Origin of the sequence: Bradyrhizobium sp. HKCCYLR20261, assembly GCF_051168435.1 — a bacterium.
Lineage (GTDB): Bacteria > Pseudomonadota > Alphaproteobacteria > Rhizobiales > Xanthobacteraceae > Bradyrhizobium.
Map to the genome: position 1 here is coordinate 496642 of NZ_JBNPUZ010000006.1, position 20277 is coordinate 516918.

Sequence of the window (20277 nt, forward strand, 5' to 3'; positions counted from 1 at the left end):
CGGCGTCGCCTTGACGAGCCGAACCCTGCTCAATGATATATACCATTGGTATCTATCGTTGATGGGAGTCGTCGGTGACCTCCACTGCCAAGCTCTTCATGCATGGCCGCAGCCAGGCCGTGAGGCTTCCAAAGGAGTTTCGTTTCGAAGGAACCGAGGTCCTCGTCAGCAAAGTCGGCGACAAGGTCATCCTGGAGCCGGTTGCGAAGGCGCCAGTCGATCTCGACCGGTTCTGGTCCGAACTGGACGCCCTGGGAGCGCGTGAGTTTCTTCCCGGCGGTATGCCCGATGATCCGCCACTCGAACCCGACCCGCGCAGCTTCTTCGACGATTGATCTGCCTCGACGCCAACATCGTGATCGGGATGATCAGCGGCCGCAACCCGACTTTGCGTCACAGGCTTGGCGAACAGATGCGCTCGGGGACGCCGATCGGACTATCAGTCGTAGCACTGTTCGAGCTTCGTTACGTGATAGCCAAGAGCACTCGCTCCGTTGAGAACGAGCGGCTGTTGCAGCGTTTTCTCGAACTCGGCATCGATGTGCTGTCGTTCGAGGCGGAGGACGCCGACCATGCTGGCGATATTCGTGCGGGCCTAGAAAGAGCCGGCGTTCCGATTGGACCTTTCGACTGCCTGATCGCGGCGCAGGCCCGCCGCCGCAATGCGGCACTGATCACGCAAAATACACGCGAATTCGAGCGAGTGCCGGGACTGCTCGTGGTGAACTGGGCCGCCTGAAGTCCGCTGCCGGGCCGCCCCGAAACTTCTGTTTTGCCATTGCAAACTTCGAAAAATCAGCATATGCTGCATTCATTCCTGCCCAGCCGAGGGGCGCTTCCGGATCGTCCAGTTGCGTAGGGCATGGAATGCGGTGGATGTGGCGGGCCGTGCGCGGGCGAAAGCTGGCGCGGACGAGCGGCCTGTCATGGACTGCGAAATCGCGTGGTCCTGGCGCCTCGACGCTGGCGTCAAGTCTCGTGGCGGTGCTCACGCATCACGCGAGGTGACGGGGGCAAGACAGCCGATCCCCGGGGAGATCGCGTATAAGCGTTAAAACCATCGCGCAGGGAAGGCCGGGTGTTACCAGGCCGTACCTGTGGTGACCGCCGCGTGCTTTTTTTGTTGCACGCGGGCCATGGGTGCCGGCCAGGCATCCGGCCTTCCCTGCGCCCTCGCGTGTTTCGAGGGTGAAACGATCGGCATGACTCGGCGTCATCGGCGCGCGAGATTGAGAGCGTTTGTCTTTTGAAATGTTCGTTGAGGGCGAATGACCGCGCGCCATACTCAGTCGTCATCCCCGCGAAAGCGGGGATCCTGTACGCCGCGGCCCATCGAGGACTCACGACCGTCTCTGGGATACTGGATCGCCCGGTCAAGCCGGGCGATGACACGGAGATGGTAGCACGAGCGCGAACGAGGGCGAAGGTGAAGTGCACTGGCATCTCCACGTCATTGCGAGGAGCGCAGCGACGAAGCAATCCAGAGTCGTGGGCGGGACTCTGGATTGCTTCGCTTCGCTCGCAATGACGGAGGAGAGACTTTACCCCGCCTGCCCCGCGGCTACCGCCGCCTGCGGCACTTCGACCGCAGCCACCCGCCGCGGCGACATCCGTTCGGCCTGCAGCACCGCAAACGTCAGCACGATGAGCGCCGTGCCCTGATGCAGCAGCGCCAGCGAGATCGGCACCACCATCAGGAGCGTCGCGATGCCCAGCACCGCCTGCACCAGGATCGCCGCGAGCAGCCGGTGCGCGCCGCGCACCACGGCGCGGCCGGCGCCCGCGCGCATCACGTCGAAGGCGTGCCACGCCGCCAGCGCCAGCAGCGCGTAGGCGGTCATGCGATGCATGAACTGCACCGTCAGGTGGTTCTCGAACAGGTTGAACCACCACGGCGAATGGGCCCACAGATTGGCCGCCTTGGGGATCAGGGCGCCGTCGATCTCGGGCCAAGTGTTGTAGACAAGGCCTGCGCGCAAGCCTGCGACCAGCGCGCCGAGATAGAGCTGCACGAAGGTGACGCCGACCAGCACCCAGGCCGTCAGCCGCAGCCGTGCCGGCACCTCGATCTCGTCGCGCGGCTTGAGCCGCCGCAATGTCCAGACGATCGACGCGAAGATCAGAAGCGCCAGCGACAGATGCGTCGCGAGACGGACCGGCGCCACCTCGGTGCGCTCGGTCAGGCCCGAGGCCACCATCCACCAGCCGACCGCGCCCTGCAGCGCGCCGAGGCCGAAGATCAGCCAGAGACGGCGGCCGAGCGGCCCGGACACGGCGCCGCGCCACAGGAACCACAGGAACGGCAGCAGATAGACCATGCCGATGACGCGGCCGAGCAGCCGATGGCCCCACTCCCACCAGAAGATAGTCTTGAACTCGCGCAGCGTCATGCCGGCATTCATCTGCCGGTATTGCGGGATCTGCTTGTAGGCCTCGAAGGCCTCGGTCCAGGCCTGCTCCGAGAGCGGCGGCAAGGTGCCGGTGACCGGCTTCCATTCGACGATCGAGAGCCCGGATTCGGTCAGCCGCGTCGCGCCGCCGACCAGCACCATCAGCGCGATCAGGCCGGCCACGACGGTGAGCCAGATGCGGATCGCGGCGGTGTCTCGGGTAACGGGAACCGTGGTCATGGAGGTTGAACGCTCGATTGAACCTAAGCTGTCAGGCCCTTATAATCCCAGTGAATTCGCGCGCAAGCCGCGCCGCCCCCAACGCAGGCTGACATTCCCGTCATGACGATCCGCACCCGCAAACTGATCGGCGCCCTGGCGCTGCTGCTGCTCGCCTTCGCCTGGTCGATGATGGGCATGGTGCTGGCCCAATTCCCCCTGATCGCCAATTCCGGCTGGATGCAGGCGGTGTATTACGTCGTCGTCGGCATGGGCTGGGTGCTGCCGGCGATGCCGATCGTGAGCTGGATGCTGCGTCCCGATCCGGCGCGGGAAAGCTGATCGACCGGGCTGATCAGCCGAGGTCGAGCGCAGGCCGAGGCGCGAATTTTTGTCGCGGCAGGGTCACCCCGGCCATCAGCACCTTCAACACCCGCAGCGATCGCGAGCGGCCATCCCAGGCGATCCGCGGCAGCGTATGCAGATGGGTGCGCCCTTCGCTCTGCACCACGCCGCCGACCGCCGTGGCGGCGCTGACGAAGCCCGCCTGCTCCGCCAGCACGGCGTCGCCGCGGCGGAACGACTGGGGGTCACCGAACGGGTACGCCATGTGCCGGACCGGCCGGCGCAGCGCCGTTTCCAGCACCGCCTTGCCCATCGCGATCTCGCGCTGCGCGTCGGCGTCGCGGAGATGGGCCAGCACGGGGAAATTCACGGTGGCGCTGCCGATCGTGACGTTGGGATCGGCAGCCAGCCTCGCGATGTCGGCCCAATCCATCGACGCCTCACGGCTCAGCGCGGCGAGGTCCACCGAATGGCGCGAGCAGAGATCGCGAATCGCGACCGACAGCTCCGCGGGCGGCAGCTTGCGCAGCCAGCCGAAGAGATAGGCGAACAGCTCGTATTTCTCGGCCGCCTTGAACACGGAGAAGCGCTGCTCGCGATGATCGATGACCAGATTGATGCGGGCCTCGCGCGCGATCACCGCCTCGAGCGCCAGCCACCACGCCTCGCCGAGGCCATCGGGAAAAGCCGTGGGCACATACACCGCGAACGGCACGCCGTGGCGGGCCAGCACAGGATAGGCATGCGTGATCATATCTTTCGACGCGCCGTCGAACGTCAGGCAGGCAAAGCGCCGACTTTCAGGCAGCCGGACCGAGCGATGACAGGCCTCGTCGAGCGAGACGATGTCATAGCCCCATCGCTTCAGCGCGCGGATCACCTGGTCGAGGAAGGCCGGCGTGATCTCGATCTGCTTGAGCGGTTGAAACGCGCCCTTGCGGCGCGGCCGCACGCGCTCGAACCGCAGGATGGCGCCGGCCCCACCCGTGGCACGCGAGGCGATTAGCGCGCGGCCGCTGAAATAGGCCAGTTCGAGCCGGGCGCTCCGCAGCCAGCTGTTGTCCGACGACAATTCCCGCGCCCCTTTCCAAAAACCGACTTGAAACGAAGCCGTCCGTGCCCACCTGATGCTGACAGACCATGGCGCGATCGCGTCATGATCACCGCCACATGATTTTTAAGAACATTCCCTCTTAAGATCGGGTGCCGGAAACCGGTTTGAACACATCTTTGCTGCCCGTCTTTGTTTACTGCCCGTCTTTCCCGATTTGGGACGCGACCATTGCCATTACCTTTTGTTGAGACTTCTTTGCGAGGGTCGGCCGACGCCAAGCAACAAAATTCCAAAATATCATCCGAGACAACGCGAGCTGCGCGATGACCATGGCCGCCGTGATCGAGAGCCGGACGGCGCAGGCGCATCGGCCGATGTCGGGCATTGCGCTGATCGAGGTCATCTCCGATCTCGCTCAGGCCGAGCCGGTCTGGCGCGCACTCGAAGTCTCCGACAACCTCGCAACGCCCTATCAACGCTTCGATCTGCTGGCCGCCTGGCAACGTGAGGTCGGCGTCCACGAGCGTGCAACGCCCTTCATCGTCATCGCCCGCGATGCCGAGAAGCGCCCCCTGATGCTGCTGCCGCTCGCCCTGCGCCAGGTCTTCGGGGTTCGCGTCGCCTCCTTCATGGGCGGCAAGCACAGCACCTTCAACATGCCGCTCCTGGACCGCGACTTCGCCGCGCGCGCGAGTGCCGCCGATCTCGACGTCGTGCTGGCGAGCCTGCGCAAGCACGGCGGCGCCGACGTCCTCGCCTTCACGCAGCAGCCGAAACGCTGGCGCGACCTCGCCAATCCCCTCGCGAAATGGCCGCATCAGCCCTCGGTGAACGACTGTCCCGTGCTGCTGATGCCGCCGGGAGCGGCGCCGACCGCCCTGCTGTCGAACTCGTTTCGCAAGCGCCTCAAGAGCAAGGAAAAGAAGCTGCAGGCGCTGCCCGGCTATCGCTACATGATCGCGCGCAACGACGCCGAAATCGGTGAATTGCTCGACTGGTTCTTTCGCATCAAGCCGGTCCGCATGGCCGAGCAGAAACTGCCGAACGTGTTCGCCGAGCCCGGCATCGAGGCCTTCATTCGCAACGCCTGCATGGCGCAGCTCGGCTGCGGCCACCGCGCGATCGAGATCCACGCACTGCGCTGCGACGCCGAGATCATCGCGATGTTCGCGGGCGTCGCCGACGGCGCACGCTTCTCGATGATGTTCAACACCTACACACTGTCGGAGAACGCGCGCTGGAGCCCCGGGCTGATCCTGATGCGGTCGATCATCGATCACTACGCGCAACAGGATTTCCGCGCGCTCGATCTCGGCATCGGCTCTGACGACTACAAGCGGATGTTCTGCAAGGACGACGAGCCGATCTTCGACAGCTATGTCCCGCTCACCGCGCGCGGCCGTCTGGCCGCGAGCAGCATGGCCGCGCTCGGGCGGGCCAAGCATGCCGTCAAGCACAGCCCTGCCCTGTTCCGCCTCGCGCAGCGCCTGCGCGGCGCGATGCAGGGACGCGGCGGCGCGCCTCAAAGCGAGGCCAAGACCGAGGACTAGGCGGCGACGCCGCGGCGGCCTGGCTGATTGCGGTTGGCGCTGTCGACCGGCGCGTTCAGCATGGTGACGGCCGCAAAGCCGACCTCGCGCAGCTGCTCGCTCATCTGGCTGCGCGCCTCGGCAGGCATGGCCGGATCGGGCACGACGACAGCGCGCGCGCCTGTCGTCAGCAGCTCGGCCGGCAGGTCGGAGGCATTGCCGGCGTCGAGCAGCACGTGGTCGTAGACGCGCAGCAGCGCGTCGATCGCGAGCGACAGCCGCGGCGATTGCAGCTGGTTGCGGTCGGCGCCGGGACGGCCGGCATTGACCAGGTGCAGCCGCGAGGCCTGGTCCTTGGTGATGATGGACGAGAACGACGCCTCGCCCAGCATCAGCTCGATCAGCCCCGGCGCCGCCGGGTCGACCGAGAGGCCGGCGAGCAGCTGCGGGCTGCCGGCGAGATCGACCAGCACGACGCGGGCCTGTGGGGCCATGTCGCGGGCGAGCGACAGCGCGGTGGTGGTGACACCGGTGGCGCCAGCCGTGCCGAGCACGGTGACCTTGCGGGCCGCCTCGCCCGCGGCGACGAGATCAGCAGCGAGCTGCGCGAGCTCGCCCAGGGGCGGCGGCGGAGCGGCCGGTGCCGGAATCGGCGACGCTGCGGCGGCTGCCGTCGCCTCGGACACGGGTGCAAGAGGAGGAGGAGTTTGAGTGATGGCAGGCGACGCCACCGCGACGGACTCGACCACGGTCGGCGCGGGCCTCGCCGAAACGGCTGGCGCGGCCATCACCGGCTCGACGCGGGCCATCGGCGCGGCGGTGAGGACCACGGTCGTCATCTGCGTGCTGGCCGCCGTGCGCGGCGCGGTCAGGCGCAGCAGCTCACCGGTGATCACCACACCCGAGGTCAGCATCAAGGTCGCCAGCGTCGCGATCAGCACGATCGGCAGCTTCTTCGGATAGGCCGGCGTGTTGGACACCACCGCCCGCGAAATGATCCGCCCCTCCGCCGGCGGCGTGTCGAGCGACACGCGGGTGTCGGCCTCGCGATACTTGGCGAGATACGATTCGAGGAGGTCGCGCTGCGCCTTCGCATCCCGCTCCAGCGCCCGCAGCTGGACATCCTGGCTGTTGGTGGAGGACGCCTGCTTCTTCGCCTGATCGAGGCTCTGGGTCAGCATCTGCACCCGCCCCTCGGCGATGCGGGCGTCGCTGTCGAGCGAGCGCGAAATCTTCCCCGCCTCGTCGCGAATCTGGCGATCGAGATCCGCCAGTTGGGCCTTGAGCTCCTTGATGCGCGGGTGGTTGTCGAGCAGCGTCGACGACTGCTCGGCAAGCTGGGCGCGCAGGTTCACGCGCTGCTCGGACAGCCGCCGCATCAGCTCGGAATTGAGCACCTCGGAGGCTTCGATCGGCTGACCGCTCTGCAGCATCTCCCGGATCAGCCGCGCCTTGGTCTCGGCATCGGACTTCAGCGCCCGGGCATTGTTCAGCTGGGTGTTGACCTCGCCCATCTGCTGGTTGGACAATGAGGTGTTGTTGGTGCCCATGAACGAGTTCGACTTGGACCGGAAGTCCTCGACGCGGGACTCCGCCTCCTCCACCTTCTTGCGCAGGCTCTGGATCTCTCCGGCAAGCCACTGGCTCGCCGATTTCGCCTGCGCCTGGCGGGCATTCTGCTGCAGGACGAGATATCCGTCCGCGATCGCGTTGGCCACCTGCGCGGCGAGCGCAGGATCCTGCGACTGGAATTCGACGACGAGCACGCGAGATTTATCCACCGCATAAACCGTCAAACGCTCGTAATAGGCATCCATCACGCGCTCTTCCGGCGTCATCGCGAGCGGATCCCGGACCAGCCCCATCATCGCGGCGACCGACTTCAGCGGCGACACGCCGCGCAGCACGGAATCGAACTCCGGCAGCTCGCCGAGCTTGTTCTTGCGGATGATGTCCCGAGCCAGATCGCGCGACAGCACCAGTTGCACCTGACTGGTGACCGCCTCGGGATCCAGCGCCGTCCGCTCCTCGGTGCGCTCGCCATTCGGGCGCACGAACACGTTCTCGCGGCCGTCGATCAGGATGCGCGCCTCGGACTTGTAGCGCGGCGTGATCATGTTGACGGCCGCAACCGCGAGGCCCAAGGCGAGCAGCGTCGGCAGGACAATGAAAACACGCTTCCGCGCCAATGCGCGACCGATCAGTCTGATATCCAGATCGCCCGACGCATCAGGCTCGGCCGAAGCCGGCACGCTCACGACCGGACGGGCCGACGCTTCGTCAACCTGCTGCTTCTTGCCGGCACGCCAGAACGCCAACCGCATCATCCACTCCCGCGAGACCAACGCCACGCCGCCACCCTACGTGGTAGGATTACACTCCATTAAGGTTGCTGACGGGTTAATCCCGGACTTGCAGCCAGTTGAGGATCATTACCGCCTCTCGCCCATCTTATCAGGAGACGTTTTGCGCCAGATCGTCACAATGTCGCAGCGCGCAGCCGCCACGTCAGACTTTGTTAACCATCACTCCCTTATCGAGTGAACAGCCACCAAGAGTCAGCGACGAGAGGCGCCCGTGCTTCCTCACTCCGCCAGTCGTCAGATCAGTTCGCGCAGCAGCGCCTGGCACGAGCTTGGTCAAACAGCCGATGCGGCCGAGTGCGATATGGCGCCTTCGCCGGACAAGCCTCTGAGGATTCTTCACGCGGTCAGAGCGCCGGTCGGCGGCATTTTCCGGCACATTCTCGACCTCGCCAACGGCCAGGTCGATCGCGGGCACCAAGTCGGGATCATCGCTGACAGCCTCACCGGCGGCGAACGCGCTGACGCCGCGCTCGCACAGATCGCTCCCCGTCTGGCTCTCGGCGTCCATCGCATCGCCATTCACCGGGAGCCGTGGCCGACCGACGTCGTTGCGCTCCGTCATTTTCACCGGTTGGCGCGCAGCCTCAGCCCCGACGTTCTCCACGGCCATGGCGCCAAGGCCGGCGCCTTCGTGCGCATGTTGCCGCGCCGGTCCGGGACCATCCGCATCTACACGCCGCATGGCGGCTCCCTGCACTATCCGCGCAACACGCTCAAGGGCGCGCTCTACGGCCGGCTCGAACGAGCGCTGATGAACCGGACGGACCTGTTCCTGTTCGAGAGCATCTTTGCCCGCGACACCTATGAGCGCATGATCGGCCATCCCCAGGGGCTGGTGCATTGCGTTTTCAATGGCGTCACCGCCGGCGAGTTCGATCCGGTGACGCCCGCGGACGACCAGACCGATCTCGCCTATGTCGGGGAATTCAGACACATCAAGGGAACGGATCTGCTGATCGACGCCCTTGCGCAATTGCACGCGCGTGGCCGGCCGTTGACGCTGACTCTGGGCGGGGATGGCGAAGAGACTGCGCGGTTGAAGGCCCAGGTCGAGCGGCTCGGTCTCACATCCGTGGTGCGCTTCATCGGGCACGTGAGAGCTCGCGACGGCTTTTCCAAGGGACGCCTGCTCGTGGTTCCGTCGCGCGGCGACTCGATGCCCTATGTGGTGATCGAAGCCGGAGCCGCCGGCGTTCCGATGATTGCGGCCCGGGTCGGCGGGATCCCGGAGATCTTCGGCCCGAACAACGAGTCGCTGTTCATGCCGGGCAACGCCACGGCGCTTGCGGACGCGATCGAAGCCGCCATCGCCGATGCGGCGACGGTGCAATTGCGCGCCAAGGCGTTGCGGGAGCGCGTCTTCCAGCACTTCTCGCAGAAGGCCATGGTCGAGGGCGTTCTCGACAGCTACCGCGAAGCATTTACCAAGACCTGACGTCATTTACCAACGCTAACAGTTTCTTCCGAATTGCCCTCTAATCCCGCCGGTGGGGAATTTCCTCCGGCGCCATTGGCGCTTACATGACCAAAAATACTAACAAACATAATCCGGGCTTGTACGACTGTGGAACCGATCAACGCTCGCTCGATGTTGGATGCTGCCGCGGCCACGGCCGCCTCGACGACGGCTACGGGACAGCCAGCCGTTGAACGTCGCCGCCGCCTGTCGCCCGCGGCGCTGGCCGTCGCCAACCAGAAGGTACTTCGCGCCTATTCTCCGATCGTGCTGGCCGGCATCGTCCGGATCACCGATTTCGCGTTGCTGAGCTTTGTCGGCAGCGCCGTCTATTTCGGGTATGTGGTTCCGCTCAGCGGCTTCCATTGGGAGTATCTCGCCGCGATCATCGGGCTGGCGGTGAGCGCGGTGGTCTGTTTTCAGGCCGCCGACATCTACCAAGTTCAGATCTTCCGTGCCCAGGTGCGGCAGATGACCCGGATGATCTCCTCCTACTGCTTCGTCTTCCTGCTGTTCATCGGCCTCTCGTTCTTCGCCAAGATCGGCAGCGAGGTCTCGCGCCTGTGGCTTGCGGCCTTCTTCTTCGTCGGCCTGGGCGCGCTGATCGCAAGCCGCGTAGTGCTGCGCAGCCTGATCCGCAGCTGGGCCAAACAGGGGCGGCTGGATCGCCGTACCATCATCGTCGGCGCGGACCAGAGCGGCGAAGACCTGGTTCGTGCTTTGAAGGCTCAGGACGACTCCGAGATCGAGATCCTCGGCGTGTTCGACGACCGCAACGATTCCCGCTCGCTCGAGACCTGCGCCGGCGCGCCGAAGCTCGGCAAGGTCGACGACATCGTCGAATTTGCCCGCCGTACCCGCGTCGATCTCGTGTTGTTTGCGCTGCCGATCTCGGCGGAGACTCGCATCCTGGACATGCTGAAGAAGCTGTGGGTGCTGCCGGTCGACATCCGCCTGTCGGCTCACACAAACAAACTGCGCTTTCGCCCGCGTTCCTATTCCTATCTCGGCGCGGTCCCGACGCTCGACGTCTTCGAAGCTCCCATCACCGACTGGGACCTGGTGATGAAATGGCTGTTCGACCGTCTCGTCGGCGGCCTGATCCTGCTGCTCGCACTGCCGGTGATGGCGCTGGTCGCGCTCGCGATCAAGCTCGACAGTCCCGGGCCGGTGCTGTTCCGGCAGAAGCGGTTCGGCTTCAACAATGAGCGCATCGACGTCTTCAAGTTCCGCTCGCTCTATCATCACCAGGCCGATCCCACAGCCTCCAAGGTGGTCACCAAGAACGATCCGCGCGTCACCCGCGTGGGCCGCTTCATCCGCAAGACCAGCCTCGACGAGCTGCCGCAGCTGTTCAACGTCGTGTTCAAGGGCAACCTGTCGCTCGTCGGTCCGAGGCCGCATGCCGTGCAAGGCAAGCTGCAGAACCGGATGTTCGACGAGGCCGTCGACGGCTACTTCGCCCGCCACCGCGTCAAGCCGGGGATCACCGGATGGGCGCAGATCAACGGCTGGCGCGGCGAAATCGACAACGAGGAGAAGATCCAGAAGCGCGTCGAGTTCGACCTCTATTACATCGAGAACTGGTCCGTGCTGTTCGACCTCTACATCCTCTTGAAGACGCCGCTGGCGCTGATGACCAAGAGCGAGAACGCCTATTGAGTTTGGGGATCCGGAGCGGGCGTGCGCCCGCTTCGTACATGGAGTTGGCTGGTCCCGCCGCGTACCGCGTATGAGTGTGAGTTGGTGATGGCGTACACGGCGTCCGCCGGAGAGTTCGCGTTGAGGCCGACCGCCCCTGCGGGCGTGGTGGCCCTGCAGCGCGCGCTCGTCTGGCTGATCGGAGCCTCCGGCGCGATCGTCTTCATCGAACCCAGCCCCTACGAACTCGTGACGCTCGCCTCCGCCGCGGTATTCATCGCGACCGGTATCAGGCTACGCGCTGTGTTTCTGCCCCTCCTCCTGCTCCTGTTCCTGGTCAATCTCGGTTACACGATCAGCGCGGTACCGCTGCTCGACGATTCCAAGATCGCGACCTGGATCGCGACGTCCTGGTACATGGCGGTCACGGCGATGCTGCTAGCGATGGTGACCGCCGAAGACACCGCGGCACGGCTCGACATGCTGCGCCGGGGCCTCGTGATGGGCGGGGCGATCGCGGGCCTCGCCGGCGTCGCCGGCTACTTCCATCTCGTGCCCGGCGGCTATGATCTCCTCACGCTGTATGGACGCGCGCGCGGCACGTTCAAGGACCCGAACGTGCTCGGCGCGTTCCTCATCCTGCCGGCGCTGCTCGCGCTGCAGAACGTCGTCACGGCCCGCCTCGCGGCCACCTTGCGCGCCAGCTTCACGTTCGGCGCCATCTCGCTCGCCATCCTGCTCGCCTTTTCGCGGGCCGCCTGGGGCGGCCTGGTGCTCACCGCCGCCTTCATGCTGGTGATGATGGTGCTCACCAGCCAGACGCGGAGCGAGCGGTCCCGCATCATTCTCATGACCCTTGCCGCCGCGGCGGCAGGCGTCGTCCTGGTCGGCGTTCTCCTCTCCATCGACTCCATCGCCGACATGTTCAAGCAGCGGGCGAGCTTCGACCAGAGCTACGACGAGGGCCGCTTCGGCCGTTTCGGCCGCCACATCCTCGGCGCCGACATGGCGCTCGACCTGCCGTTCGGGATCGGGCCGCTGCAGTTTCACAACTACTTCCCCGAGGACACCCACAACTCCTATCTGAACGCCTTCATGTCGGGCGGCTGGCTGTCCGGCATCTGCTATCCCGCGCTGGTGTTCACCACCGTCATTCTCGGCTTCCGCTATCTGTTCGTACGCGTGCCGTGGCAGCGTACCTACATCGCTGTGTTCTCCGCCTTCCTCGGCACCGTCGGCGAGAGCTTCATCATCGACACCGACCACTGGCGGCACTTCTTCCTGATGCTCGGCACGATGTGGGGCATGATCGCCGCCACCCGCGCCCACCAGGCCGCGAGCCGATCCGCAGGGATCGGCTCGCCTCTGCTGTCGATCAATCCTCCGCCGTGAACGTCAGGCCGGCATTGTCGACCAGCCGCTTGATCAGGCTGTCCTGCAGCGCCGCGCCCGGGGTCCAGAAGCCGCCCTTGACGCTGGTACCGTCGCGCAGCAGCCCAATGGCGCATTCGCTGATCATCTTCGAGGTCGAGCCGTAGCCGGGGTCGCGGTTGCCCTTCACCGTGGCGCGCACCTGCCGCCCGTCGGGCGCGATCGCGACGAACATCAGGTTGTAGTAGCCGTTGTCGCGCTCCTCCTTGGAGGGGCCCTCGCCCGGCTTCGGCGCGTTCGGACCTGTCTTCTCGGAATTGGCCGCCATCACCTTCTTGGCGTTGGCCTCGCCCTTCTCGCCCTGACCGGTCAACACCATCTCGTCATAGATGAAGTCCTGGCCGTAGGGGAAACCCATCAGCATGTTGGAACGGTGAACGTTGCGGGTGTTGATCAGCGCCATCATGAAAGGCGCCGCCCAGGATTGCAGATCCTCCTCATAGAGCGGCTTGTTGCCGGGCGGCTGCTTCGGACCCTTGAAGCCCGGCGTCAGCGCAAAGAAATCCTTCAGGATCGACACCAGGCTGAGATCCTGGGCCACCGCATCGAACGTCGCCTTGGCGCTGGCGGCGGTGCCGCCCGACAGGGTGCCGCTCATGCCGCGGACGCGGCCCTTGACGCGGGCGGCCGGCGCGCCGAGCACCTTCTTCGCCTGCTGCTGCACGAAGTAGACGCCGAGCTCGAACGGCACGGAATCGAAGCCGCAGGAGAACACGATGCGGGCGCCGCTCTTTTCCGCGGTCGCCTGATGCTTGTCGATCATCTGCCGCATCCACACCGGCTCGCCGCAGAGATCCACGTAGTCCGTGCCGGTCTCGGCGCAGAGAGCGACGAGTTCGTTGCCGTAGAGCTGATAGGGACCGACCGTGGTCAGCACCAGCCTGGTCTGCGCGACCATTGCCTTCAGTGACTCGAGATTGGACGCATCGGCAGCGATCAACGGCGTGTCGGCCGGCGCGCCGATCTCGTCGCGGACGGCGGCGAGCTTGTCCAGGCTGCGACCGGCCATCGCCCAGCGCAGCGAGCCATCGCCGCGATATTGCGTGGCAAGATACTCGGCCACGAGCTTGCCCGTGAAGCCGGTGGCGCCGTAGACGACGAGGTCGAATTTGGATGACGTCATTCTTGTTCCCTGGACATCAGCTTCAATTTGAACGCTCCGTCATTGCGAGGAGCCAACGGGTCCGCGCAAAGCGCGGCCCGATGACAGGCTCCGCGACGAAGCAATCCAGAGTCCCAACGCGGCCCCTGGATTGCTTCCGCCTTCGCCCTGCGGGCTTCGGCGGACACGTCGCTGCGCTCGCAATGACGGAGCATGTGGTTCTACTTCTTCCCATACGACACGCTCATGCCCGCACGCACATCGTTCTGGATTCCATACGGCGCGATCGGATAGCGCAGGCCGTTCCTGGCGAGCTGCTTCATCCCGGCAATCGCCTTGGCGAGATCGGCGGGCTTGAGCGCCATCAGCATCTCCTCGTCCGGCACGCCGCCGTAGCGGCGCTCGGCGAAGCAAGGCAGCGACAGGCTCGGCTCGCCGGTCTTCAGCGCGCGGCCCCAGGAGTCGGCACAGGCGGTCTCGCCGACGACGCCCCATTCGAACTTCTTGTAGCCGACGTATTGCAGGCCGTTGATCAGGATGATCATCTGGCCGGGGGTCGCGTAGACGAGACAGATATCCGGCGGATCGAGCCGGCCGCTCGCCAGCGGGCTCACCGCCATGGCCTGGTAGCGGCCGAACGGCACCACGTCGAGCGCCTCCTGCCGCTTGCGCGCATCCTCCGCGGTCCCGTGCCAGACGCCGACATAGCCCTCGCCCTTCAGCCATGTCTCGTCCTGCGGACCGAGTCCGATCACGGCGCGGCATTGCGCGCCGACGAGATCCTCGCCGGTGATGCCGACAGTCCAGCCAAGCCGTGCGGCCATGCTGACGATCTGATCGGTGGTATGCACCGCGTTGGGCCGGCGGATCTTCTCCACCGCCTCCATCTCCTCGACGCGGGCGAACATCTTGATGCCGATCACGGTCGTCTTCAGCCGCAGCAAGGCGTTGAGGTCGGCGACCATGGCCGCGAGGTCCAGCCTGTCGGCCGCATCAGGCTGTTGCATGGGGTGTTCCCTCCTCGACGCGCGGACTGTCGCTGCCGTGCGTGGTTCAGCTTCGGGGCGCTTGTTAGACGCTCGCCAGCCGCGATGCCAGCCCTTCCGCCTCCCCGGCTCGTCCCGCGTACCATGATCCTTCTCGATCCCCCAGGAATCACTTATGAATTTCCTCTCCTCAGACAGGACCATGCGATGAGCCGCAGCGACCGGAAGGAAGGCGCCATGGGCGCGACGGCCGGCCCGGGCGCAACGCCCGTCCTGTCGCCGGCGGCGCTTTATGAGGCCGGACTGCACCATCTCGGCGGCGGGCGGCTGCTCGACGCGCAGATGTGCTGCGAGCAGGCTTTGACGGCCGACCCGAACCATGCCGACAGCCTCGCGCTGATGGGCATCATCGCGCTGCAAAGCGGGCAGCACGACCACGCCGTGGCGTGGTTCTCGCGCGCCATCCGGCAGACGCCGAAGATCGACTATCTCACCATTCTCGGCTTCACGTTGAAACAGATGGGCCGGCTCGACGACGCGCTCGCGGTGTTCGACAAGGCGATCCAGCTCAAGCCCGATGATGCCGAATTGTGGAAGCACATGGGCGGCGTTCTGCTGGCGCAGAATCGCGGCGCCGAGGCGCTGCTGAGCTATCAGCACGCGCTCACGATCGATCCCAGCCATCGTGACGCGGCGTGGCAGAGCGGACTGCTGCTGCAACAGCAGGGGCGCCATGACGAGGCGGTGCGAGCCTTTACCGTCTGCCTGAACAAGCAGCCGGACGACCTGGCGGCGCTGCAGATGCGCGCCCGCTCGCTTCGGGAACTCAAGCGCTACGATGACTATCTGGCGGATTGCGAGCGCGCCCAAATGCTTGCACCGGCCGATCCGCTCGCCAGCAACAATCTCGGCGATGCGCTGGTCTGCCTCCGCCGCCATGACCAGGCGCTGGCCTGGTTCGATCGGGCGCTGGAGCTGCGGCCCGGCTTCGCCGACGTGCTGCTCAACAAGGGCTTCGCGCTCTCGCAAGCGCTGCGCTTCGAGGACGCCGCCGCGGTGTATCGCGAAATCCTCGCGGCCGAGCCTGACAATGCGAAGGCGGCCTGGCATCTCGCCCATGTCGAGCTGCAATGCGGTGACTACACAGCCGGCTGGGCCCGCCGCGAGGCGCGCTGGGCCATGCCGGACTTCTCGCCGGACTATCCGCGGTTCGCGCAGCCGAAATGGCTGGGGAAAGAGGATATTTCGGGCAAGACCCTCCTGATCGAGGAGGATGAAGGCTTCGGCGACAACATCCAGTTCGCGCGCTATCTGCCGATGGTCGCAGAGCGCGGCGCCAAGGTGATCCTCGTGGTGCGTGAGCCGTTGCGGCGGCTGATGAGCGGCATAGAGGGTGTCTCGCAGTGCCTCGCCTTCGCGCCGGACCTGCAGCGGCCGGCCTTCGACATGCATTGCCCGGTCATGAGCCTGCCGCTCGCCTTCGGCACCACGCTGGAGACCATTCCGCCGCCCAGCTATCTGCCGCCTCCCCCGGCCGATCGCGTGGCGGCCTGGGAGCAGCGGCTCGGGTCGCACGACCGGCTGCGCGTCGGCCTCGTCTGGTCGGGCAATCCGCACCAGGCCAACGATGCCAACCGCTCGATGCCGCTGTCGACGCTGCTGCCGCTGCTGGAGATCGAGGCTGACTTCATCAGCCTGCAGAAGGAGCTGCGGCCGGCGGACAAGGCGCTGCTCGCACAACAGGACCGCATCCGTGACGTCACCGCCGATCTCACCGACTTCGCCGAGACGGCCGCCCTGATGTCCTGTCTCGATGTCATCGTGACGGTCTGCACCAGCGCCGCGCATCTCGCCGCCACGCTCGGACGGCCGACCTGGATCATGCTGCCGCACGTCGCCGACTGGCGCTGGCTGAGGGATCGCGACGACAGCCCGTGGTATCCGAGCGCGCGGCTGTTCCGCCAGGACGCCAGCTGCCGCTTCGAGCCGGTGGTCGCGCGCGTGCGCGGCGAGCTCGCGGCGAAGGCGGCCGGCTTCAGGAGGACGACCGCTTAGGTCGGTCCGGGAAACAGCTCGTCGGTGCGGCCGCGCAGGCGGTAGGCCAACAGCCCCACCCATTCGCGCACGGCGATGTCGGCACGGCGCAGGCCAAGCAGCGAGACGCCGTCGACATCGAGCACGCGGCCGACGCGCCAGTCCACCGGATAGGGTTCGACGGCGAAGCCCGCTTTCCGGAACAGCCCGACCGAGCGCGGCATGTGATAGGCCGAGGTCACCAGCAGCCAGCGCTCGCCCGGCTTGGGCGAGATCATCGCCTTGGAGAAGATCGCATTCTCGTAGGTGTTGCGCGACTGCCGCTCCAGCAGCAGCCGCTCCTTGGGCACGCCGAGGCTCTCCAGGATCTCGGCGCCGACATCGGCCTCCTTCGCCTCGGTCGCGATCAGGTTGGCGCTGCCGCCGGTGAACAGCACGCGCGCATTCGGATAGCGCCGCGCCAGCACGGCCGCCTGGATCACCCGGTCGGCGCCCGCCACGGTCACCGGCATGCCGTAGATGACCGAGAGATCGGAATCGACCGGACCGCCGAGCACGATGATGCCGTCGGGGGCGCCCTTGGCCGGATCCCATTTCGGAAACCGGCTCTCCAGCGGATACAACATCAGGCTGCCGAGCGGCGTCAGGCCGACGATGGCCAGCAGCAGCATCGCCGAGACCACGAGCCTGCGGCCGAGCACGGCGAACCGCGTCGGCATCAGGACGATGCCGATGAGGCCGAGCGCGATCATGAAATTGGTCGGCAGCGCCAGCAGGCCGAGCGTCTTGGACAGGACGAAGAACATTCCGGGCTCCGGCGCGGGGTGAGATCGTATGGCCGCCCTCATACACGACAGCCGCCATGCGTCGCCATCTCTCCGCGAACGCGATCGGATGCGCTAAGCTCGGGCGAGATCCGGCAACAATGAGAGCATCATGGCCCATCATCATCTGCCCGCCAGCCCCGAGACCTGCCATTGGGGCTTCTTCGAATCCCGGCTGAAGCCGGTGCTCACGGTCGACAGCGGCGACGAGGTCACGATCGATTCGATCAGCGGCGGGCCCGACGTGGTGCCGGATACCAGCAAGTTTCACGTGCCGCCGGAATTGTTCGACGTCCATGCCCGGTCCGAGCGGATGGTGCCGGGCCACATCCTGACCGGCCCCGTCGCGGTTCGCGGCGCCGAGGTCGGCGACGTGCTGGAGGTCGACATCCTCGACGTGCAGCTGCGCCAGGACTGGGGCTACAATTTCATCCGCCCGCTGGCCGGCACCCTGCCCGACGATTTCCACGAGACCCGGCTGATGAACATCCCGCTCGACAAGGAGCGGATGGTCGGCAAGCTGCCCTGGGGCCTCGAGCTGCCGCTGTCGCCGTTCTTCGGCGTGATGGGCACGGCCCCGCCGCCGGCCTGGGGCCGCATCACCACGCTGATCCCGCGCGCGATGGGCGGCAATCTCGACAACAAGGAGCTCGGCGCCGGCGCCAAGCTGTATCTGCCGGTGTTCGTGCCGGGCGCGCTGTTCTCCTGCGGCGACGGTCATGGCGCGCAGGGCGACGGCGAGGTCTGCGTCACCGCGATCGAAACCGCGCTGCAGGGGCGCTTTCGTCTGACCGTGCGCAAGGACCTCAGCTTCGACTATCCGCGCGCCGAGACGCCGACGCACTACATGACGATGGCGATGGACCCCGATCTCGACCAGTGCGTGGTGAAGGCGCTGCGCGACATGATCGTGCTGCTCGGCGAGAAGCGCAATCTGTCGCGCGAGGACGCGTATACGCTGTGCAGCCTCGCGGCGGATCTGCGCGTGACGCAGACGGTCAACGGCTCCAAGGGCATTCACTGCATGATCGCGAAGTCGGTCGTGCACGGGTGAGGTCGTCGTGGGCCGCGCGCGCGCGGCTCGCTCCATTGTCGTCGCCCGGCTTGACCGGGCGACCCAGGACTCCGCGGCCATTGTGGGTCCTTCGATAGGCCGCGGCTTACTGGATCCCCGCCTGCGCGGGGATGACGACCGAATGTGACGCGCCTCGCTTATCCCAACAGACACGCGTTTTCATCCTCGCGCGCCGCTCGCGCCGAGTCATGCCGCTCATCTCACCCTCACGAAGTTCGGAGGGCGCAGGGAAGGCCAGGCGTCGGCTGACGCCTGCGGCCCGCCTGCGAGAAAAAATGCAGGCGGCAGGTACCACAGGTGCAGCCGGACAACGCCCGGCCTTCCCTGCGCGATGGTCTTCACGCTTATACGCAGTCTGCCTGGTGCGCCGGGCTTGTTGGCCACCATTCGCGACAATGCTTGCGCATTGCGCGGGACACCAGCATCGGGGTGCCAGCACGCTGCGACTTCACGTCCGCGCCGAACCGTTCGTCCACGCATCCATTGAAGGACACGCTGCGGCTCGCTCGCGGCCATCGCTCCCCGCCCCGCGTGTCGTGACGATCGCGCGCAACGCCCCTTCCGAGTGAGACGGGATGGCGACAGTAGAGCATGATTTTCGGAAAAGCGAAAGCGCTATTTTCTGAATTTTAGAAATTTCTGTTCGGGACACCCGCGCCGCAGCGCGGGCCGGGAACGCGGCGCGACGGGAACCATCACAAGCGGCGTTCTCTTGTCGTTGGACGAGCCATCGGAGGAGTCCCGCCAGTTGCAGTGCGAATCCCCTCCACCAGCTCGTGCACCGTACCATTCCGGGCCCGGACTCGCTGAAAGCGCCGAGAGTCACCAGCGCGACCTCGCCGATTCGTCATATTTCTATAAAATTCAATATCTTAACCACTTATCCCCAAGTGGCTGTACAACCTATTGGATTCCTAATAGAGTCTAAAAAGTTACTTTTCTGTACACCGGTTACGGACTAGCTTTTAGGCATGGCGACGGAAAAAGCCGAGACTGACCGCATCCCCGTAACCCTGGCCCTGGCCACCATTGGCTATCTCGAAAAGCTCGTGAAACAGGGCACCCACGGCACCAGCGTTCCGGGTGTCTGCAGAACGTTGATCGAAGAAGGCATCCGGCTCGCCATCAAGGACGGGCTGCTGTCGATTCGCGACAACGGACGGGCTTAAACAGGGACATCAGCGGCACAGTTTCGGACGACCGTCGGCCAGGACGATCCAGGACGGATCAAACTTGGAAGCGACAACAATGCCCGCCGAACGACAGACCCAACCCACCTGGACCGAGGAACGCCTCCGGGCCCTGAAGCAGCACTTTGAAGCCGGGCTGACCTGCCGCGAGATCGCCGCCGAACTCGGCGTCAGCCGCAATGCCGTGATCGGCAAGATCTCCCGCCTCGCCCTGACGCGCGACAATGGCGGCGACACCAGGCGCATGGTCCGCGACAACGCCCGCGACGGCACCCGCCGCCCCGCGCCGAAACTGCGCCGCCGCATCCTGCGCGCGGTGCCCAGCGACCCGCCGCCGATCGTGATCGAGGAGCCGCACGCCGGCCCCGTCGAGAACGGCTGCTCGCTGTTCGAACTCTCCAAGGAACGCTGCCGCTGGCCGATCTCGACGCCGGGCGCGGACGATTTCTGCTTCTGCGGATCGAAACCGATCGAGGGCCTGCCGTATTGTCCGAGCCATACACGGATGGCGTACCGGGTGGCGTCGTCGCGGTAGGTGCGACTCGACCAACTCAGTTGTCGGGTGTCCCGCCACTCAGTCGGCAAAGCACGCTGACAGATTGCGACGTGTACGCACCGACGTTTTTAGGTTTAGG

The 20277-nt window shown here is 65.8% G+C and carries 17 protein-coding genes; 11 read left to right on the forward strand and 6 right to left on the reverse strand.

The features are described from left to right. Positions 1-74: 74 nt before the first annotated feature. Both ACQR1L_RS17690 and ACQR1L_RS17695 read left to right on the forward strand, forming a co-directional pair. Positions 75-335 carry an antitoxin gene (locus ACQR1L_RS17690; protein ID WP_434859198.1) on the forward strand — a complete coding sequence of 87 codons (261 nt, stop codon included), beginning with the start codon at positions 75-77 and terminating at the stop codon, positions 333-335. After that, positions 332-739 (forward strand): PIN domain-containing protein, encoded by a 408-nt coding sequence (locus ACQR1L_RS17695; protein WP_434859199.1) that lies wholly within the window; start codon positions 332-334, stop codon positions 737-739. Before ACQR1L_RS17690 ends, ACQR1L_RS17695 begins: the two co-directional genes overlap by 4 nt. A gap of 802 nt (positions 740-1541) precedes the next feature. Here the strand turns inward: ACQR1L_RS17695 and ACQR1L_RS17700 are convergent. Continuing rightward, a complete protein-coding gene (locus ACQR1L_RS17700; protein ID WP_434859200.1) occupies positions 1542-2630 on the reverse strand; it encodes a COX15/CtaA family protein in 1089 nt (362 codons plus the stop codon). 102 nt (positions 2631-2732) lie between these two features. Between ACQR1L_RS17700 and ACQR1L_RS17705 the strand changes: the two genes are divergently transcribed. Beyond that, on the forward strand, positions 2733-2951 hold the full coding sequence (locus ACQR1L_RS17705) for a DUF2842 domain-containing protein (RefSeq protein WP_434859201.1): 219 nt from the start codon (positions 2733-2735) through the stop codon (positions 2949-2951). 13 nt (positions 2952-2964) lie between these two features. Here ACQR1L_RS17705 and ACQR1L_RS17710 read toward each other — a convergent pair whose 3' ends face one another. Next, positions 2965-4026, reverse strand: coding sequence for a polysaccharide deacetylase family protein (locus ACQR1L_RS17710; protein ID WP_434859202.1), 1062 nt, complete (start codon positions 4024-4026; stop codon positions 2965-2967). A 305-nt stretch (positions 4027-4331) separates the two neighbouring features. Here ACQR1L_RS17710 and ACQR1L_RS17715 point away from each other — a divergent pair, with 305 nt between their 5' ends. Continuing rightward, the gene (locus tag ACQR1L_RS17715; RefSeq protein ID WP_434859203.1) at positions 4332-5558 is read left to right on the forward strand and encodes a GNAT family N-acetyltransferase; all 1227 of its coding nucleotides are present in this window, start codon (positions 4332-4334) and stop codon (positions 5556-5558) included. On the opposite strand, the gene ACQR1L_RS17720 is transcribed toward ACQR1L_RS17715, so the two are convergent. Further along, positions 5555-7861 carry a GumC family protein gene (locus ACQR1L_RS17720; protein WP_434859204.1) on the reverse strand — a complete coding sequence of 769 codons (2307 nt, stop codon included), beginning with the start codon at positions 7859-7861 and terminating at the stop codon, positions 5555-5557. The two genes, ACQR1L_RS17715 and ACQR1L_RS17720, sit on opposite strands and share 4 nt — an antisense overlap. 343 nt (positions 7862-8204) lie before the next feature. Between ACQR1L_RS17720 and ACQR1L_RS17725 the strand changes: the two genes are divergently transcribed. From ACQR1L_RS17725 to ACQR1L_RS17735, 3 genes are all read left to right on the forward strand, one after another. Next, positions 8205-9338, forward strand: a complete 1134-nt coding sequence (locus ACQR1L_RS17725; RefSeq protein WP_434859205.1) for a glycosyltransferase family 4 protein — start codon at positions 8205-8207, stop codon at positions 9336-9338. Between the two features lie 153 nt (positions 9339-9491). Continuing rightward, positions 9492-11021: an undecaprenyl-phosphate glucose phosphotransferase gene (locus tag ACQR1L_RS17730; RefSeq protein ID WP_434859206.1), complete on the forward strand. Its 1530-nt coding sequence runs from the start codon at positions 9492-9494 to the stop codon at positions 11019-11021. Between the two features lie 87 nt (positions 11022-11108). Then, a complete protein-coding gene (locus tag ACQR1L_RS17735; protein ID WP_434859207.1) occupies positions 11109-12392 on the forward strand; it encodes an O-antigen ligase family protein in 1284 nt (427 codons plus the stop codon). On the opposite strand, the gene ACQR1L_RS17740 is transcribed toward ACQR1L_RS17735, so the two are convergent. Both ACQR1L_RS17740 and ACQR1L_RS17745 read right to left on the reverse strand, forming a co-directional pair. Beyond that, the gene (locus tag ACQR1L_RS17740) at positions 12376-13554 is read right to left on the reverse strand and encodes a saccharopine dehydrogenase family protein (RefSeq protein WP_434859208.1); all 1179 of its coding nucleotides are present in this window, start codon (positions 13552-13554) and stop codon (positions 12376-12378) included. The genes ACQR1L_RS17735 and ACQR1L_RS17740 overlap by 17 nt on opposite strands. 200 nt (positions 13555-13754) lie before the next feature. After that, positions 13755-14540 carry a DUF169 domain-containing protein gene (locus tag ACQR1L_RS17745; protein WP_434859209.1) on the reverse strand — a complete coding sequence of 262 codons (786 nt, stop codon included), beginning with the start codon at positions 14538-14540 and terminating at the stop codon, positions 13755-13757. 186 nt (positions 14541-14726) lie between these two features. Between ACQR1L_RS17745 and ACQR1L_RS17750 the strand changes: the two genes are divergently transcribed. Then, positions 14727-16574 (forward strand): tetratricopeptide repeat protein, encoded by a 1848-nt coding sequence (locus ACQR1L_RS17750; RefSeq protein ID WP_434859210.1) that lies wholly within the window; start codon positions 14727-14729, stop codon positions 16572-16574. Here ACQR1L_RS17750 and ACQR1L_RS17755 read toward each other — a convergent pair. Continuing rightward, the gene (locus ACQR1L_RS17755; protein ID WP_434859211.1) at positions 16571-17359 is read right to left on the reverse strand and encodes a YdcF family protein; all 789 of its coding nucleotides are present in this window, start codon (positions 17357-17359) and stop codon (positions 16571-16573) included. The two genes, ACQR1L_RS17750 and ACQR1L_RS17755, sit on opposite strands and share 4 nt — an antisense overlap. A gap of 130 nt (positions 17360-17489) precedes the next feature. On the opposite strand from ACQR1L_RS17755, the gene ACQR1L_RS17760 reads away from it, so the two are divergent. From ACQR1L_RS17760 to ACQR1L_RS17770, 3 genes are all read left to right on the forward strand, one after another. Beyond that, entirely contained in the window at positions 17490-18431 is a 942-nt protein-coding gene (locus tag ACQR1L_RS17760) for an acetamidase/formamidase family protein (RefSeq protein ID WP_434859212.1), read from the forward strand. A gap of 992 nt (positions 18432-19423) precedes the next feature. Beyond that, complete coding sequence (locus ACQR1L_RS17765; RefSeq protein ID WP_006614936.1) at positions 19424-19621, forward strand: hypothetical protein; 198 nt, start codon at positions 19424-19426, stop codon at positions 19619-19621. 79 nt (positions 19622-19700) lie between these two features. Continuing rightward, complete coding sequence (locus tag ACQR1L_RS17770; RefSeq protein WP_434859213.1) at positions 19701-20177, forward strand: GcrA family cell cycle regulator; 477 nt, start codon at positions 19701-19703, stop codon at positions 20175-20177. Positions 20178-20277: the final 100 nt, after the last annotated feature.

Coding starts and splice junctions, on each gene's coding strand:
- ACQR1L_RS17730 (WP_434859206.1), top strand. CDS start 9,492: ATGTTGGATGCTGCCGCGGCCACGGCCGCCTCGACGACGGCTACGGGA.
- ACQR1L_RS17745 (WP_434859209.1), bottom strand. CDS start 14,540: ATGCAACAGCCTGATGCGGCCGACAGGCTGGACCTCGCGGCCATGGTC.
- ACQR1L_RS17750 (WP_434859210.1), top strand. CDS start 14,727: ATGAGCCGCAGCGACCGGAAGGAAGGCGCCATGGGCGCGACGGCCGGC.
- ACQR1L_RS17720 (WP_434859204.1), bottom strand. CDS start 7,861: ATGCGGTTGGCGTTCTGGCGTGCCGGCAAGAAGCAGCAGGTTGACGAA.
- ACQR1L_RS17765 (WP_006614936.1), top strand. CDS start 19,424: ATGGCGACGGAAAAAGCCGAGACTGACCGCATCCCCGTAACCCTGGCC.
- ACQR1L_RS17770 (WP_434859213.1), top strand. CDS start 19,701: ATGCCCGCCGAACGACAGACCCAACCCACCTGGACCGAGGAACGCCTC.
- ACQR1L_RS17725 (WP_434859205.1), top strand. CDS start 8,205: ATGGCGCCTTCGCCGGACAAGCCTCTGAGGATTCTTCACGCGGTCAGA.
- ACQR1L_RS17735 (WP_434859207.1), top strand. CDS start 11,109: ATGGCGTACACGGCGTCCGCCGGAGAGTTCGCGTTGAGGCCGACCGCC.
- ACQR1L_RS17755 (WP_434859211.1), bottom strand. CDS start 17,359: ATGTTCTTCGTCCTGTCCAAGACGCTCGGCCTGCTGGCGCTGCCGACC.
- ACQR1L_RS17740 (WP_434859208.1), bottom strand. CDS start 13,554: ATGACGTCATCCAAATTCGACCTCGTCGTCTACGGCGCCACCGGCTTC.
- ACQR1L_RS17705 (WP_434859201.1), top strand. CDS start 2,733: ATGACGATCCGCACCCGCAAACTGATCGGCGCCCTGGCGCTGCTGCTG.
- ACQR1L_RS17700 (WP_434859200.1), bottom strand. CDS start 2,630: ATGACCACGGTTCCCGTTACCCGAGACACCGCCGCGATCCGCATCTGG.
- ACQR1L_RS17760 (WP_434859212.1), top strand. CDS start 17,490: ATGGCCCATCATCATCTGCCCGCCAGCCCCGAGACCTGCCATTGGGGC.
- ACQR1L_RS17715 (WP_434859203.1), top strand. CDS start 4,332: ATGACCATGGCCGCCGTGATCGAGAGCCGGACGGCGCAGGCGCATCGG.